General features: G+C 53.2%; 11 protein-coding genes. 6 read left to right on the top strand and 5 right to left on the bottom strand.

Annotation, left to right across the window (positions count from 1 at the left end):
- Nucleotides 1–109 precede the first annotated feature (109 nt).
- Together K5L82_RS06600 and K5L82_RS06595 are read left to right on the top strand one after the other, a co-directional pair.
- Entirely contained in the window at nucleotides 110–880 is a 771-nt protein-coding gene (locus K5L82_RS06600) for a ferredoxin--NADP reductase (protein WP_223133598.1), read from the top strand.
- 176 nt (nucleotides 881–1,056) lie between these two features.
- The gene (locus K5L82_RS06595) at nucleotides 1,057–1,704 is read left to right on the top strand and encodes a hypothetical protein (RefSeq protein ID WP_223133597.1); all 648 of its coding nucleotides are present in this window, start codon (nucleotides 1,057–1,059) and stop codon (nucleotides 1,702–1,704) included.
- Nucleotides 1,705–1,729: 25 nt separating this feature from the next.
- Here the strand turns inward: K5L82_RS06595 and K5L82_RS06590 are convergent, their stop codons facing one another.
- Both K5L82_RS06590 and K5L82_RS06585 read right to left on the bottom strand, forming a co-directional pair.
- Nucleotides 1,730–3,535, bottom strand: coding sequence for a glycerophosphodiester phosphodiesterase (locus tag K5L82_RS06590; RefSeq protein WP_223133596.1), 1,806 nt, complete (start codon nucleotides 3,533–3,535; stop codon nucleotides 1,730–1,732).
- 1 nt (nucleotide 3,536) lies between these two features.
- Nucleotides 3,537–5,393 carry an LTA synthase family protein gene (locus K5L82_RS06585; RefSeq protein WP_223133595.1) on the bottom strand — a complete coding sequence of 619 codons (1,857 nt, stop codon included), beginning with the start codon at nucleotides 5,391–5,393 and terminating at the stop codon, nucleotides 3,537–3,539.
- 149 nt (nucleotides 5,394–5,542) lie between these two features.
- Here K5L82_RS06585 and K5L82_RS06580 point away from each other — a divergent pair, with 149 nt between their 5' ends.
- Nucleotides 5,543–6,418 (top strand): hypothetical protein, encoded by an 876-nt coding sequence (locus K5L82_RS06580; protein ID WP_223133594.1) that lies wholly within the window; start codon nucleotides 5,543–5,545, stop codon nucleotides 6,416–6,418.
- Here K5L82_RS06580 and K5L82_RS06575 read toward each other — a convergent pair.
- From K5L82_RS06575 to K5L82_RS06565, 3 genes are all read right to left on the bottom strand, one after another.
- Entirely contained in the window at nucleotides 6,415–8,964 is a 2,550-nt protein-coding gene (locus K5L82_RS06575) for a mechanosensitive ion channel domain-containing protein (RefSeq protein ID WP_262492532.1), read from the bottom strand. The genes K5L82_RS06580 and K5L82_RS06575 overlap by 4 nt on opposite strands.
- A 157-nt stretch (nucleotides 8,965–9,121) precedes the next feature.
- A complete protein-coding gene (lpxH, locus tag K5L82_RS06570) occupies nucleotides 9,122–9,856 on the bottom strand; it encodes a UDP-2,3-diacylglucosamine diphosphatase (protein ID WP_223133592.1) in 735 nt (244 codons plus the stop codon).
- The gene (locus tag K5L82_RS06565; RefSeq protein WP_223133591.1) at nucleotides 9,853–10,353 is read right to left on the bottom strand and encodes a peptidylprolyl isomerase; all 501 of its coding nucleotides are present in this window, start codon (nucleotides 10,351–10,353) and stop codon (nucleotides 9,853–9,855) included. Before K5L82_RS06565 ends, lpxH begins: the two co-directional genes overlap by 4 nt.
- A 160-nt stretch (nucleotides 10,354–10,513) precedes the next feature.
- Here K5L82_RS06565 and K5L82_RS06560 point away from each other — a divergent pair, with 160 nt between their 5' ends.
- From K5L82_RS06560 to K5L82_RS06550, 3 genes are all read left to right on the top strand, one after another.
- On the top strand, nucleotides 10,514–12,193 hold the full coding sequence (locus K5L82_RS06560) for a glutamine--tRNA ligase/YqeY domain fusion protein (RefSeq protein WP_223133590.1): 1,680 nt from the start codon (nucleotides 10,514–10,516) through the stop codon (nucleotides 12,191–12,193).
- The gene (cysS, locus tag K5L82_RS06555; RefSeq protein WP_223133589.1) at nucleotides 12,193–13,578 is read left to right on the top strand and encodes a cysteine--tRNA ligase; all 1,386 of its coding nucleotides are present in this window, start codon (nucleotides 12,193–12,195) and stop codon (nucleotides 13,576–13,578) included. Before K5L82_RS06560 ends, cysS begins: the two co-directional genes overlap by 1 nt.
- Before the next feature lie 150 nt (nucleotides 13,579–13,728).
- Complete coding sequence (locus K5L82_RS06550; RefSeq protein WP_223133588.1) at nucleotides 13,729–15,900, top strand: malate synthase G; 2,172 nt, start codon at nucleotides 13,729–13,731, stop codon at nucleotides 15,898–15,900.
- Nucleotides 15,901–15,914: the final 14 nt, after the last annotated feature.

Genomic DNA, 15,914 nt, shown 5'->3' with positions numbered 1-15,914 from the left:
TCATAAAATCGAATAGCATTATGAAAGCATCCCGTTTTGTCGATTTCAAGAAAAAGCTTACACTAGGGACATCTTAAATTCTTAACCATTGCTAGCTTGCGAGGGCACCATGAGTAAGTTGATGAAAGAAACGGTGACCAGTGTTCATCACTGGAACGACACCTTGTTCAGCTTCAAGACAAGCCGGGATCCCGGATTCCGTTTCAAGAACGGGCACTTCGTCATGATCGGGTTGGAATCTGAGGGCAAGCCTCTGATGCGTGCCTACAGTATCGCCAGCGCAAACTACGAAGAAGAGCTTGAGTTTTTCTCCATCAAAGTGCCCGATGGCCCGCTGACTTCTCGTCTGCAGAAAATTAACGTGGGTGACGAAATCCTCGTGAGCCGCAAGCCGACCGGCACCTTGATTCTGGATAACCTGCTACCTGGCCGTAACTTGTGGCTGATCAGCACCGGCACTGGGTTGGCTCCGTTTATGAGCATCATCAAGGACCCAGAGGTCTATGAAGCGTATGACCGCGTCATTCTGACTCACGGTGTTCGCTATGTGTCGGAGTTGGCGTACCAGAGTGACATTGAAGGTTTGCCCGATAACGAGTACTTCGGTGAAATGGTCGAAGGAAAACTGTTGTATTACCCAACGGTGACTCGTGAGGCGTTCCGCAATCAAGGCCGACTGACGGATGCCATGGAAAACGGCAAAATCACTCGTGATCTGGGTCTTCCCGAATTCGATATTGAACAGGATCGGTTTATGATCTGCGGCAGCCCCAGCATGCTGAAAGATACCTGTGCGATTCTGGATAACAAAGGCTTCAAAGAAGCGCGTGGCGGTGATATGGGCCACTATGTAATCGAGCGTGCATTCGTAGAGCAGTAATATTGCCATTTTAGTCTAGAGTATTCAGTGAAAAGCCTCCTCGGCGTCGGTCGGGGAGGCTTTTTCGTTTTGGCGGGGTTAACGAGCCTGCATCTTTACCATGTGTTAATGGTCGCCGGTCTCGGCTGCCTGGTGTCTATACTCACCGGTGATCGTATTCAGAAGGGAGGTAAACAATGGGTGTCACTGAGTGGTTTGTCGAGAACGCGCAATGGATCTCGCCGGTCACCAGTATCGGAACGATGTTGATATGGATTTTTTACGCGCAACTTTTGTACAGCAGTTATGCTCGTCAAACCCGGGCCCGCATTCTAATTAACCGGGCGGTGGGGGAAGAGGGCTTAGATTCGCCGTGTCTGGTGTGCAACATGAGCAGTGAGTCTGTTTACGTCTATTTTGTGATGGTGCGGGTAGAGACTTCTGATGCAGAATTCTTTGTGCCGGCAACTGACTGTGGGCACGTATCCGCAGAACGTGATCAAACCGACCTAAAAAGCCGGACACATCAGGGGCCGCTGGAATCTGGTTGTTGTATGCAGCTGTGTTCGTTCAAGGACACGCTGGATCGCGCAGCGAGGTTAGCTGGGGCGCCCATAAAAGATGGACGACCGACGGAGCCTGAAGTTGAGCTTACCGCTATGGAATATCATGTGATCTGCATTTATGGCTCCGATAAGCGTCCGTTTGGCGCCATTAGACGGTTCGAAACTAAGCGTGATGACAACGATTATTACCGTTTAGTGGCGACGACGACAGATACCGAGAAGCGATCGTCATTGCGGTATCAGAAGCAAATATCTCAATGGCTACAGGATCATGGTTAATCGCAAATACAACTTTTCTGACGCGTTATCGCAACCAGTTCCTCAGTCTGCTGGCCAATCGCTCACCGTCTGACATCGCTGACCGTTTTTTTAGAAGCTGAGAAAGTACATCCGGGCGGTCGGTGATAATGTTGTCCACACCCATGTCGATAAAGCGTGCCATTGCCTCTGGCGAGTTAACGGTCCAGACAAACAGTTCGTTACCCGCTTTGTGGGCCCGGGCGACCATTGCGGGGCTGGCTCGATTCGAGCGTATGCCTAGAATGTCGTAACGGTCCTGCCAGAGAGGGCCGACCACGAATTGGGCTAATAGTGCTGTTCTGAGATTGGGCTCTTGGCTTTTAGCCATTTCAAGAATAGGCCAGTCGGCGGCCGCGATCACCGTTCCTGTCACGGCATTATTCTCTTGCAATACGTTCACGACCGCGTTGACCAACGCCTCTTCATTCCGGTTAGGTTTAAGGTCAAGCAAGAGGTTTGCTTTTCCTCGGGTTGCTTCAATGGCGTCGGCTAGAGAAGCGATTCGTTCGTCTGAAAACGTTTCACTAAACCAGGACCCGGCATCAAGCTGGCGCAGTTGAGTGAACGGCAGGTCGTTAATTCGTTCGGGCAACCCAAAGATACGCTGCATATCGGTGTCGTGCCAAAGCACCGGGACACCATCGGCAGTCAATTGAATGTCAATCTCGATGTAATCCGAGCCATCATTGATTGCTTGCCGAATGGCACTGACCGTATTTTCTGGAGCAAGTGAGGCGTTGCCTCGGTGCGCGGTAACCCCAACTTCAGCACTATGGTTGAGGGAGCTAATGATTGGATAACTTTGTGCCAGTACCACAGCCACCACAATTGCTTCCAAAACCCAGGCTCGGCGCATCAGGACCGCAGCGTGTTTAGGGGCCGGGGGTGCCGGTGTTTTGAAGGGGTTGCCTGAAAGCTCTTCGTAGTAGGCCATCACCAACGTGCCGAAAGCTGCAGTTGCCAGAAAGGTCACAGCCAAACCAATCAAGACGTAGCTCCCTACGAGCGTGATAACAGCGGGGAGCAGATAGGATTTGTCGTTTGGCAGGACTTGGAATATGCCACCAGCAAGTCCACTGAATATTAGGGTGATTAATGGCGGCATCGCAATCGTGAGGGCTGCGCCCAGAGCCAGTGTCGTTGCAGCGTGTCGGGAGCGTTTTCGGGTGAGGTGGTAACTGGAACGCAGGGCAGCCAGAGGCTTGCCATCGTCAAGTATTAGCCTGGGGATAGCGAGGCTCCAGCGGACAACCAAGGTACCGTTGGCCGCCACAAGCGCAGCAACCATGGCAAGGCAGAAGGTGCCGTACCACCAGAGTACCGGTGGGCGTTCAAGGTTGAGCAAATAAGGGTCGTAATGATGAAGCAAAAGCTTCGAGGCACCGATAATGGCTGCGAGAAACGGCAGTGCCGTCAGCAAATGGGCGAGGGTTAGCAGTAAGGCGAGGGCTGTAAGGGCAGTGATCCGGCGCACTACACCGAATAAAGCGCGGGCGATGGCTCTCATAGGGTGCTGATCGTTCTGGGAAACGATGAGCGTGATGCCGGCCTGCTGATAAACGAGGATAGCAACCGTGACGAACATCGTAAAACCTGCCCACGTACCCCCGCCGGGGGAGGTTAAAAACCGGATCAACCCAGATGTGGTGATCGCGGCTTCGCCGGTGAGCGGGCGCATGGCTGCCAAAGCGGCTGTTACCAGCGATGGCAGTATGGCAATCGATAACCCGGTGATCGTCAGATGTAAAGCAAGAAGTGCGCGGCTGTATTCGCGCAAGATCGCTAGAGTTCGATAGGTAAGCCTAAGCATATCAGTTGTCGGTGGTGGTCAACCGGTTAGCATTTTCTACCAGTGCCAACCGTTCTTCTAACGTGAGAAAGGGGTCTTCGTCTGTTTCGGCTAAGGTGCCAAAAATTCTCTTTGGGTCGAATGACCAAGTCTGACAGCGGGTCATCAGTTCTGTGCAAGCCATCAACTTTCCCTGATTCCGTAAAAAGTACTTCATACCGGTATAGGTATCCGCCAACAGAAGGTCGCGGGTTGGGTTGGAGTTCATGGCTAGCAAACTGGTGCCAATCATTCCCCCTGCCTTTGATCCATGGCCGCTGGCATCGAGAATTGAAATGGCGATGTCCAGCTGTGAAATTAGCGCATTTTCCGGGGCATAGTAGGAAAGGCTGTCTTGTGCAGCCGGCTTCACGGCTAGCACGCCAACATTGTTGTTTAGTGGGAGGGTCTCGTGGTCTTCACGAATAAATCCGCCAGCCTCGTCGGAGGTAACGATCACCAGGGTGTTTTCCAAAATGCCCTCTTGCTCCAACTGCCGCAAAAAGCTGTCGAGGGTTTCGGCCATAACTTCCATCGCATTGATGCGTGCGGTTTGCGGGGAAGGGATCGGTAGAATGGTTTCGTTATCGTCTTCCGCTTTTTGCGAGGCGAGTCGCTGCTCGGTTTTGTCGCCGATGTTGAACGGGTGGTGAGTGCCTACGTTCAGTGTGGTTACGAACCAAGGCTGGTGCTGGCGGTTTAGCGAACGCAGTCTGGTTGCGATATCGCTGAAGAAAACCGGATCGGGTGGTCCCCAGCCTTCGGCTGCGTTCTGACCGGCAAATACTTCGGCACCCGTAACGTCCATGTAGCCGGCCTGCGGCATAAACTCGTCTTTGTTCATATACTCGATGGGGGCGGCCTGCCAATAGGCTGTGTGGTAGCCCTGATCTTTTAGCTTTTCAGGGAGACAGTCCGGGGCTGCATGTTGGCCGGCTACCAGGCGCACTTTTTCCGAAGCGCGTCTCAAGTCAGGGTAGCGGCCGCAGGTTAGAGTAAAGGTTCCTCGGTCAGTTTGCCGTTCCATGCTCAGAACATTCTTATAAATGCGAAAGCCGAAATCGTTGAAGGTCTGCTCCAGGTTGGGCAGCGAGACCACTGGCGAAAGCCCATGGAAGCTGCTGACCGATGGCAGGTAACCGCCGGACATGCCCTCGATCATGATGACGAGGACGTTGGGCGGTGGTGAAATATTACGGCCGCTTACTTGCTGGTGGAAAAAATGGGTTCGGTTTTCCAGGCTGGTGCTGATCTCTACCTCTTTGTTGCCAATCGCGGTGCCAACCGGGTTAATGAGTGCGCCCGGAATTTGGGCCAAAGTGCTCACCACCAAATTGTTAGCGGGAGTGGTCAAACTAGGAAATGACAGGGAGTAAATGATCAATGTCGCCGCCGCAACGCCGGTAAACGGTAGAGCTTTGGGTCGTGACCGTGGAACCCAGCGCCGGTGCAAACGGTGTAAAAGCCACGCCAGTGCGAGGTAAACCGGCAAGGTGATTAAGTAGACGTTCAGCAGGCTCCCGGAGATGAACGTGCTATCCATACTTTTGCCGGCGAACGCTAGTTGAAACAGCGTACCGTGGGCTGTCAAGTGCATACCGGCCACGTAAAGCGCACACCCCAACGCTGTAATAACCAATCCACGCAAGATGCCCCGGCTTCCTTGCAGAATAAGCGTCAGCAAAACGGCGCCCGCAATATCGCCACCCAGCATGCCCGGCATGCTGGGTATGACGCCACTTTGTAATACCAGCAAGCCCCGGACAAACAGAAGCCAGCCGAAAGACAGCAGGAAAGTGCGTGTTAGAGCATGGCTAGCTATATGTTGCGGTTTGATCATATGTAATGTCTGTTTTGGGGAGCCGAAGGTACAGTATGGGCAACCGTTCGAATGCTTCAACCGTGCAGCGATGTGGGATACCCGGTCGTGGTCAATCGCCCTGTTGTGCATTCATTTGTTTTAAATCGATTTTTTGATCAGGGGTTGCCGTGTTTAAAAAAGGTGTCCATATCGTAATTGGTGATGGCACAAGCTCATTGCTTCGGTGTGCGGTGACTATCTTGGTTGTGCTTGCGGTGGCATTTCCTGCGGCGGCTAAGAATTCAGCCGATCCCGAAGGGTTTGGGTTGAGCCCTGCAGAGCTAGCCTGGGTAGGCGAACGGATTTTTCAGAACGAGTGCGCGGGTCGGCGGGAATGTCTGGTGCACTGGAATCAGGGCGAAGCTTTCCCTTCGCTAGGTATTGGGCACTTTATTTGGTACCCCGAGGGCGTGAGCGATCGGTTTACAGAAAGCTTTCCTGCGTTACTGGAGTTTATGCGCAAAGAGGGCGTAACCATGCCGGCTTGGGTGGCTGATGCCAAAGGCGCACCCTGGCCGGATCGAAGCCATTTTTACGATGCCGCTTCTCAATCTGATCGCGTTCAATCCCTCAGAACCTTTCTGTATGACACTCGCGGTCTGCAAGTTCGGTTTATACAACAGCGGGCGGGTGCCTCTCTGGAGAAAGTGGTGGCCGCGGCCCCGTATAAACAAAAACGAGCCGTTCGCGAGAAGCTAAGAGCCCTCATGCAGACCCCCGGAGGCGTATACGCTGTGATGGATTACGTGAACTTCAAAGGTGAGGGGGTGTCGGAAGCCGAACGATATCAAGGGCAAGGTTGGGGGCTGCTGCAGGTTTTGCTTGCGATGCCAGCGGCGCCCGCACGCCCATTGGTGGCGTTTCGAGAGGCTGCTGCGGAGGTGTTAACGCGCCGTGCGCGTAATGCGGTTAATTCCATCGAGCGGGAGCGCTGGTTGCCAGGATGGCTCAAGCGCTTGCAAACCTACAACGAACCGGTTGATCGTTGCGATCCCGTTTACTAGGGGGCATTTTGCGAGGGCCGCTCGGATTGTGTCTCCGGTGGGGTTTCCGACAACGAGTGAATGCGGATATCCCTCTGAGGGAAGGGGATGGTCACACCCGCGTCGGTCAGTGTCTGTGTAATGGCCGAATACAGTTCGTGGTAGAGCGGCATCATATCTGGGAGGTCTTTGACAAACACCCACACCTCAAAATCGATGCTGCTTTCACCAAACCCGACACAAAAGACTGCCGGGGCGGGATCTTCCATCACCCGATCGTTGTTCAGGGCAACGTCGGAGAGTAGTTTTTGCACCTTATCGACATCGGAGCCATAGGCAACGCGCACAAAAATTTTGAGTCGAATCGTGGCATCTGACAGAGTCCAGTTGGTCAGGTCTTGCGTAACGAAGGTTTTATTGGGAACGATTTGTTCTTTACGATCCCAATCAACCAACGTCGTGGCGCGAATGCGGATGCGCGAAACTTTCCCGGTAATTCCGCTAATGGTTACGGTATCCCCCACCCGTATCGGGCGTTCAAACAACAGAATGATGCCTGATACAAAGTTAGCCACTATTTCCTGCAGACCAAAACCCAGCCCAACCCCTAGTGCGGCGATTAACCATTGCAGCTTCGACCATTGCACGCCGATAACGCCCAGGCAGACGATGACACCCAGGAAAACAAGTAGGTAGGTGGTGATGGTTGTGATGGCATAGCCAGCACCAGGCTGAAGGTCCAGCCGGCTAAGGAGTGTCACTTCCAGTGTGCCGGGAAGGTTTTTGACGGCCATGACGGTTCCCGCCGCAACGAGGATGGACAAAAGTGCATCTGCGAGGGTGATCGGCAGGGGGTCACCGCCTTCGAGATCGGTTGCGATGGTCCACAAGGTAATGTCATCGAACAGCTGTAAAGCGGGGATTACGTCGGTCCAGAGCAGAATCATCCCGGTTATTGCCACGGCGGACACCAGAATACGCAGCAAAGACGAGCTTTGCTCGCTGATGTCTTTGAGGTTCATTTCCGGCATTTCCGGGGTGATAAGCGCACCCTCACCGGAGGTGTCAGATGTTTCTCTGGCTTCTGCCTGTTTGCGTTCAGCCGCGCGCTGTTCCATCAAACGTTTGAGAGTAAGCCGCCTCTCGCGAACAGAAAGTGCTCGCAGACCGGTAAAATAGAGCAATGAGGCAAAGGCTAGCCAGCAAATGGAAATAAACAGGTTTCGTTCGAGTTGGAGAGCTGTGTAGTGGTAACCAATCGTTGACGCGGCAGCGAGCAATACCGGAGACGCTACAGCGATTACGTGCAAAATCATGAAAAGACGATGGCGAGGCTTTTCATCTCGAACGGCTGACATGATCCGTTGAGCAAAGATGGCAAGCGCAACGGAAACGATGATGAACAGCAAACGACCGAGGCTGTTATCGAATTTAGCACCGTCCGGGGTTGCACTGATGGCTGTCATGACGATGGTGACGGGTATCACACACGCCATTAGAAGTAGCAGTTCCCGCCGGATTGCGCGCAAAGACCCCGGGTTCCAGTGAAAATGTTTTTCGCCCAACCCGTCTTTCGTGGCGACGTTGCGAATCAAGGCTAGCAAAAACATAATGAACGCGGCTGCCGTAAAACCTTTCGAAAGCGCTTCGAAAAATGCATTGCCTTCCATCAGCAGCAGAGCAGCCAATGAAAACACCAGAACACCAGGTAGCGCCAGTAAAACGCTATTAACCAAGGCCAGCAAAGTGAATGCGGTGCGGTCCATGCCCACATGGCCGATGTATTGTTGATTGGCGTGTAGATTGGCTTTGATTTTCTTGCGTTTGATCAGCAATACCAGCAGTAAAGAGGCAACTAAAGCAATTCGTCCACCACGCTCTTTAGCAGAACGAGACACTGCAAGCCTGAGATCTTCATGTCGCAGCTGAGACGCCAGCCACTGAGCTGACTCGATAAGCTGTTTTGTGGTGTCTGTGCTGATGATTTCGGCACTGGGGAGCCAGAACAAACGCTGCTTTAACAGTGTTTGGTAGTTTTTTACTTGGTCTTGGAGAGCGGTCACCGTATTGAAGTACTCGTTGAGCACGTTGATGTGATCAGTGACGGCTTTGTGCAATTCGCGTAACAGGGTGGAGCGAAGGCTGCGAAGCTGGCTTCGAGCATCTTCGCCCGGGTCTGTGATGGCTTCAAACTCTTCCAGTCGTAACTGTTCTTCGCGGGCATTGGCCAGTTTATCTTCGATGCCTTTTATGAAATCGCTCGCAACGCTCTGTTTCTGAAGTCTTTCAAGCCGTTGTTTTAGTAGTTCCGCATAATCAGCTGTCAGGTTCAGACCGGCGTTTTCCAGGCGCAGTTCAAAACTTTGGTATTCACCCTCTATGCGGGACAGAATCGATTCTGCATAGCTAAGGCGTTCCTGGCTTTCCGACAGGGCAGCGCGTCGTTGTTTTAGCGACTCCCGGAGCGTTTGAATTTGCTCACGGATGTCCGAGTTAACGGAGTCCGGCAGTTCGGTCTGGGGTGGTATAGTCAAGCTTTGCTGCAGTTCGGGCTGAACGGCTGGCAATGCCTCCTCAGTGGGAGGTTCGTCTGGCTGTTGGGGTGTTTGTGCGTTTGCTGCTCCGAATGCAAAACAGACTATGAGCAACCCTATTAGCCGTATGATTGGATGCGTCCGGGATAACAGGGTCTTTCTCATAATTCTGCTCGCAAGGGGAGAAGGGTTACACGCTATCGAGCGGCGTCTTCTTGAGCTCTAGTGGTTGGTCAGATCGGGCAACGAGCCACCAAACGTTTTCATCCCAATCACCCAGCACGATGCGGCGAGCCGAGCAGCCGTTTGCCTCGAGTTCGTGGGTCGCTGGGCGGTGCGTGTGGCCGTGGATCATCAGCTGAACGCCGTGGCGTTCGAACTCGTTCACCACTTCATCAAGGTTCACATCCATGATGGATTCAGCCTTGCCCTGATTCTTCGCCATGGAAATTTGCCGGAGTTGGCGAGCCATCAGTTGGCGATCTTCCAGTGGCCGTGCCAGCAGCATCTCCACGGTCTTCGGGTTGCGCATGTTGGCGCGGAATTTCTGATATTCCACGTCATCAATGCACAGGCTGTCGCCGTGCATCAGCAGGGTGGGGGAACCGTACAGGTCGATCACAGTTGGATCATCCAGCAGGGTTGTGCCGGCCCGTTCGCAAAAATCTTCACCAATGAGGAAATCTCGATTGCCGTGCATCAGGAAGATGTCCGTGCCTGAGTCCCTGACATCTCTTAAGGCTGCCGCTACCTGTTCCTGAAGAGGTGTACGTTCATCGTCTCCGATCCAGGCTTCGAAGAAGTCGCCGAGAATATAGAGGCGTTCAGCGCCCATGGTTTCGTTTTTCAGGAAGCCAAGAAACGCGCCCGTGATGTCCGGGCGCGATTCCTCAAGGTGTAAATCCGAGATGAACAGTGTGCTCACGCGGCCTCCAGAACCTCAGCCTTGATAATCACGACGTCTTCGACAGGAACATCCTGATGACCGGAGCGCATAGTAGTGCGAGTAGCGCGGATCTTGTTCACGGTTTCCATACCTTCCGCTACTTTGCCAAATACGCAGTAGCCCCAGCCTTCCGCATTCTTGCCAGTGTGGTCCAGAAAGCCGTTGTTCTCAACGTTGATGAAGAACTGGGCGGTCGCTGAATGTGGATCCATGGTGCGCGCCATGGCGACGGTGCCGATCATGTTGCTCAAGCCGTTGTCTGCTTCATTTTGAATCGGATCGCGGGTTTGGCGCGGTTTCATGCCGGGTTCAAAGCCGCCGCCCTGGACCATAAAGTTGCCGATGACCCGGTGAAAAATGAGGCCATCGAAAAAGCCGTCACGAACGTATTGTTCGAAGTTTTTGGCGGTTTCAGGGGCGTTTTCGTAATCAAGTTCCAGTTTGATCTCACCAAGATTAGTTTGCAGCAGAATCATCAGAGCTTCCTGTAAAGGGTTGGATAAAGGTTCAAAGTACGCATTGTACTGAAGAGTTTCGTCCTGTGCATGAGTACTGCCAGGAATTGTGAGTATAATAGGCGGTTTAACGGAGCCTCTGAATAGCTCCCATAATTCATTCCCTGTTGACAGAGATTGTATGAGCGCCGAGTCGAAGAAAGCCCATAACTTTATTCAGAGCCTGATCGAAGATGCCGTCGCCAAGGGCGAGCACACGGGCAAAGTCGTTACCCGGTTTCCGCCTGAGCCTAATGGCTATCTGCATGTTGGTCATGCTAAATCAATCTGCCTGAACTTCGGTATTGCTGAGACGTTTGAAGGCGAGTGCAACCTGCGCTTTGATGACACCAACCCGGAGAAGGAAAGCCTGGAATACATCAACGCCATCAAGCGTGATGTGGCATGGCTTGGTTTCAAGTGGGCGGATGAACTGCGTTACGCCTCGGATTATTTTGATCAGCTTTACGCCTTTGCTGAAGAGTTGATCGAAAAGGGCAAAGCTTATGTCTGTGCGCTGACAGCCGATGAAATGGCCGAGTACCGTGGTTCTCTCAAAGAACCGGGCAGGAACAGTCCTTACCGTGATCGTCCTGCTGAAGAGAGTCTGCAGCTTTTCCGCGACATGCGGGACGGGAAGTTCCAGAACGGTGAGTTGGTGTTGCGAGCCAAGATCGATATGGCATCTCCGAACATCAATCTGCGTGATCCGATTCTGTACCGCATTCGTTACGCGGACCATCATCAAACCGGCGACAAATGGTGCATCTATCCGATGTACGATTTTACGCATCCCATTTCGGACGCGCTGGAAGGTGTTACCCATTCTCTGTGCACCCTTGAATTTGAGGACCACCGTCCGCTCTACGACTGGGTGTTGGACAATATCACCATTCCTTGTCATCCGCGGCAGATCGAGTTTGCGCGTCTGAACTTGAACTACACCGTCACCAGTAAGCGGAAGCTTAAGCGGTTGGTTGACGATAACGTGGTTGATGGCTGGGACGACCCTCGTATGCCGACCATTTCCGGTATGCGCCGCCGTGGTTTTACGCCCGAATCTATTCGCACCTTCTGTGACATGATCGGTGTGAATAAAGCCGGCGGTACTGTGGATGTGGGCATGCTTGAGCATGCGATCCGGGAAGATCTGAACGCCCGTGCGCCACGAGCGATGTGTGTGATGCGTCCGATTAAGGTCACTTTGACCAACTATCCCGAAGGGCAGACTGAAACGCTGACCCTGCCGGTTCATCCGCAGAACCCGGATATGGGCGAACGTGAAGTCACCTGGAGTCAGGTGTTGTATATCGACCGTGAAGACTTCGCGCTTGAGCCCCCGCGTAAGTGGAAGCGTTTGGCCCCGGATCAGGCGGTGCGCCTGCGCGGTGGTTACGTAATGACGTGCAAAGAAGTAATTTGCGACGACAGCGGAGACATTGTCGAGCTCAAGTGCGAGTTCGATCCGAAAACGTTGGGCGTTAACCCTGAAGGCTACAAACCGAACGGCGTGATTCACTGGGTGTCGGCCGCGGACAGCGTTGAAGTGCGTATTAATCAATATGATCGTCTGTTCAACCACGAAGCGCCGGATAGCGATAAAGACGGCGACATGATGGATCATGTCAACTCGGATTCTTTAGTGGTTCTTGAGGGCGCACGAGTCGAGAAAAGCTTGGCGTCGCCGCGCACCGATTTGCCGTACCAGTTCGAGCGTGAAGGCTACTTCTTCTACGATCAGGAGCTGGCTGCAAACGCTGGTAAGCCAGTTTTCAACCGTACAGTGACCTTGCGGGATTCTTGGGGCAAGGGGGGTAAATAATGCGTATCTACAACACGCTGACGCAGAAGAAGGAAGAGTTTCAGCCCATCGAGCCGGGTAAAGTGAGTATGTATGTCTGCGGCATGACCGTCTACGACTACTGCCACCTCGGGCATGGTCGGGTGTTGGTGGCTTTCGATGTGATCAGCCGGTATCTGCGTCACCGCGGCTATGACGTGCATTACGTTCGCAATGTCACGGATATCGACGACAAGATTTTACGCCGTGCCGATGAAAACGGTGAGGTGTATACCGCTTTGACCGAGCGCATGATTGATGCGATGCACGAGGACGAAGCTCGTTTGGGCGTGCAGTCTCCGAACGAAGAGCCGCGGGCAACGGCGTTTATCAGCGAAATCATTTCCATGATCGAAACGCTGATCGATGGCGGTAACGCCTACGCCGCCGACAACGGTGATGTGTATTTCTCGGTGGAGTCTTTTTCGGATTACGGCAAGCTGAGCAAGAAAAAACTCGAAGATTTGGTGGCCGGTGCCCGGGTTGGTGTGCAGGAGGCCAAGCGGAGTCCTGCAGATTTTGCTCTTTGGAAGGCTGCGAAATCGGGTGAGGTAAGCTGGCCTTCGCCGTGGGGCGATGGTCGCCCGGGTTGGCACATCGAGTGCTCGGCCATGTCCACTAAGTGCCTGGGTGATACGTTTGATATTCACGGTGGGGGACCCGATTTGCTGTTCCCGCACCATGAAAACGAGATCGCGCAGTCTGAATGTGCCACCGGCCATAAGTTTGTTCACACCTGGATGCACGCGGGTGCGATTCGCGTAAACAAAGAGAAGATGTCCAAGTCTTTGGGCAACTTCTTTACCATTCGCGAAATTTTTGAAACTCATCCGGCGGAAGTGGTCCGTTACTTCCTGGTGTCCAGTCATTACCGTAGCCAGGTGGATTACTCGGCAGACAGTCTGGCAGAAGCTAGCCGGACGCTGACCAAGCTCTATCATGCCTTGCGAGGTGTTAAGCCAGCTTCGAGTGATGGTGTTCCGGAAACCGAGCATGATCGTCGATTTACCGAGGTGATGGATGATGATTTCAACACTGCGGGTGCGATTGCGGTATTGCATGCAGTGGCAAATGACATAAATCAACATCGTCGTGAAGGCGATGAAGAGAAGGCGGCGTATAGTGCTGCTGTTCTGGTGCGTTTGGGTGGTGTGCTGGGGTTGCTGCAACAGGATCCGGAAGCGTTCTTCCAAGCGGACACCGGTAGTGAGCTGAGTGCGAATGATATCGACGCCATGATTCAGGCCCGTGCCGAGGCTCGTAAAGCCAAGGACTTCGCAGAAAGTGATCGAATTCGGGATGAGTTGCTTGAGAAGGGTATTGTTCTGGACGACAGTCGCGAAGGGACAACTTGGCGCCGGGCTTGACGCCTGGAGTTTCGACAAAAGCCGCATTGTGATTTTCGGGAATGACCTTGTAGGGAATTTCACGTATAATGCGGCGCTCAAATATTCATGTCCCTGAGAGCTTTAAGCCATCAGGGAGCCGGGAAACACAACCCATTGAGGCAGGTAACGATGACAGAACGCGTTCAAGTTGGCGGCATTCAGGTCGCAAAGAATCTGTATGACTTCGTGAACAACGAAGCCATTCTAGGCACCGGTATTGATGCCGACAAATTCTGGGCCGAGTTCGACAAGATTGTGAACGAGCTGGCGCCGCGCAACCGTGATTTGCTCGCCAAGCGTGATGCGATTCAAGAAAAGCTGGACACTTGGAGCCGTGATCACAAAGGCCAGAAGCTGGACATGGCTGAGTACAAGTCATTCCTGAAAGAAATCGGTTACTTGGTGGATGAGCCGGAAGAATTCAAAATCTCTACATCAAACGTGGATCCTGAAGTTGCCACCATGGCCGGCCCTCAGCTGGTTGTGCCGGTAATGAATGCACGCTTTGCCTTGAACGCGGCTAATGCCCGCTGGGGTAGCTTGTACGATGCGCTTTACGGTACAGATGCACTGTCTGAGGAAGACGGCGCTGAGAAGGGGCGTGGCTACAACCCGGTACGTGGCGCCAAGGTAATCGAGTGGGCTCGCAATCTGCTGGACAGCTCTGCACCTTTGGCTGCTGGCAGTCACAAAGATGCGGCTAAATACTACGTTGATGGCGGCAAGCTGGCAGTCAAACTGCAAAATGGCGAAGTGACCGGTCTAAAAGACGAGTCTGGTTTCGTTGGTTTCACGGGTGTAGCTGGTGAGCCGACTGGCCTGTTGCTGGTCAAGAACGGCATGCACTTTGAAATCCAGATCGATGCCAGCCATCCGATCGGAAAAGACGACGGCGCAAACGTTAAAGATGTTCTGATGGAGTCAGCTCTGACTACCATTATGGACTGTGAAGATTCCGTTGCGGCGGTCGATGCTGAAGACAAGGTTGTGGCTTACAAGAATTGGCTGGGCCTGATGAAGGGCGACCTGGAAGAGTCTTTTGAAAAAGGCGGAAAGCAGGTGACTCGTCGTATGAATCCCGATCGCGCTTATACAGCGGCGGATGGCAGCGACTTGGCTTTGAAAGGTCGCAGCATGATGTTCGTGCGCAACGTTGGTCACTTGATGACTAATCCCGCCATTTTGCTGAGTGACGGTAGCGAAGTTCCTGAAGGTCTGATGGATGGTTTCGTTACTTCATTGATCGCCATTCACGACCTGAAGGGTGATGGTCAGTTCCAGAACAGCACCAAGGGTTCTGTGTACATTGTTAAGCCAAAAATGCACGGTCCTGAAGAAGTTGCGTTCACCAACGAATTCTTCGGTCGCGTAGAAGATGCTCTTGGCCTGCCACGCTTCACTCTGAAAGTGGGTATCATGGACGAAGAGCGTCGCACCACGGTTAACCTGAAAGCCTGTATCCACGCAGCTAAAGAGCGCACGGTATTCATTAACACTGGCTTCCTGGATCGCACCGGTGATGAGATGCACACCTCCATGGAGCTCGGTCCTTTCATCCGCAAAGGTCAGATGAAGCAGGCTGCCTGGATCGGCGCTTACGAGCAGTGGAACGTCGATATCGGTCTTGAGGCCGGCCTTTCTGGTGTTGCACAGATTGGTAAGGGTATGTGGGCCATGCCAGATCTAATGGCGGGCATGCTAGAGCAGAAGATCGGTCATCCGAAGTCTGGTGCGAATACCGCATGGGTTCCGTCTCCGACTGCCGCTACTCTGCACGCGACTCATTACCACCAGGTGAACGTGTTTGATGTTCAGAAAGAATTGGCTAGCCGTCAGCGCGCAGCTCTGGAAGACATCCTGACCGTGCCGGTTATGGAAGATCCGTCTTCGCTGACCGCTGAAGACATTCAGCAGGAGCTGGACAACAACGCGCAGGGCATCCTGGGTTACGTTGTTCGTTGGATCGATAGTGGTGTGGGTTGCTCGAAAGTGCCGGACATCAACGATGTTGGCCTGATGGAAGATCGTGCAACTCTGCGCATTTCTTCGCAGCTGCTAACGAACTGGTTGTACCACGGTATTTGCACTGAAGAGCAGATCCTGGAAACTATGAAGCGTATGGCTGCGGTTGTTGATCGTCAGAACGCCAATGATCCGTCTTACCAGAATATGGCGCCAGGCTTCGATGGCATTGCCTTCCAAGCTGCCTTGGATCTGGTTCTGAAGGGTCGTGAACAGCCGAATGGCTACACAGAGCCGCTTCTGCACGCTTACCGCCTGAAGGCGAAAGCCAGCCAGTAATCGGACTGTAGAAA

The sequence above is a fragment of the Marinobacter sp. AL4B genome (assembly GCF_019916045.1).
Taxonomy (GTDB): Bacteria; Pseudomonadota; Gammaproteobacteria; order Pseudomonadales; family Oleiphilaceae; genus Marinobacter.
The sequence above is the reverse complement of the archived record's forward strand: the minus strand, read 5'-3'. Positions and strand labels throughout refer to the sequence as shown.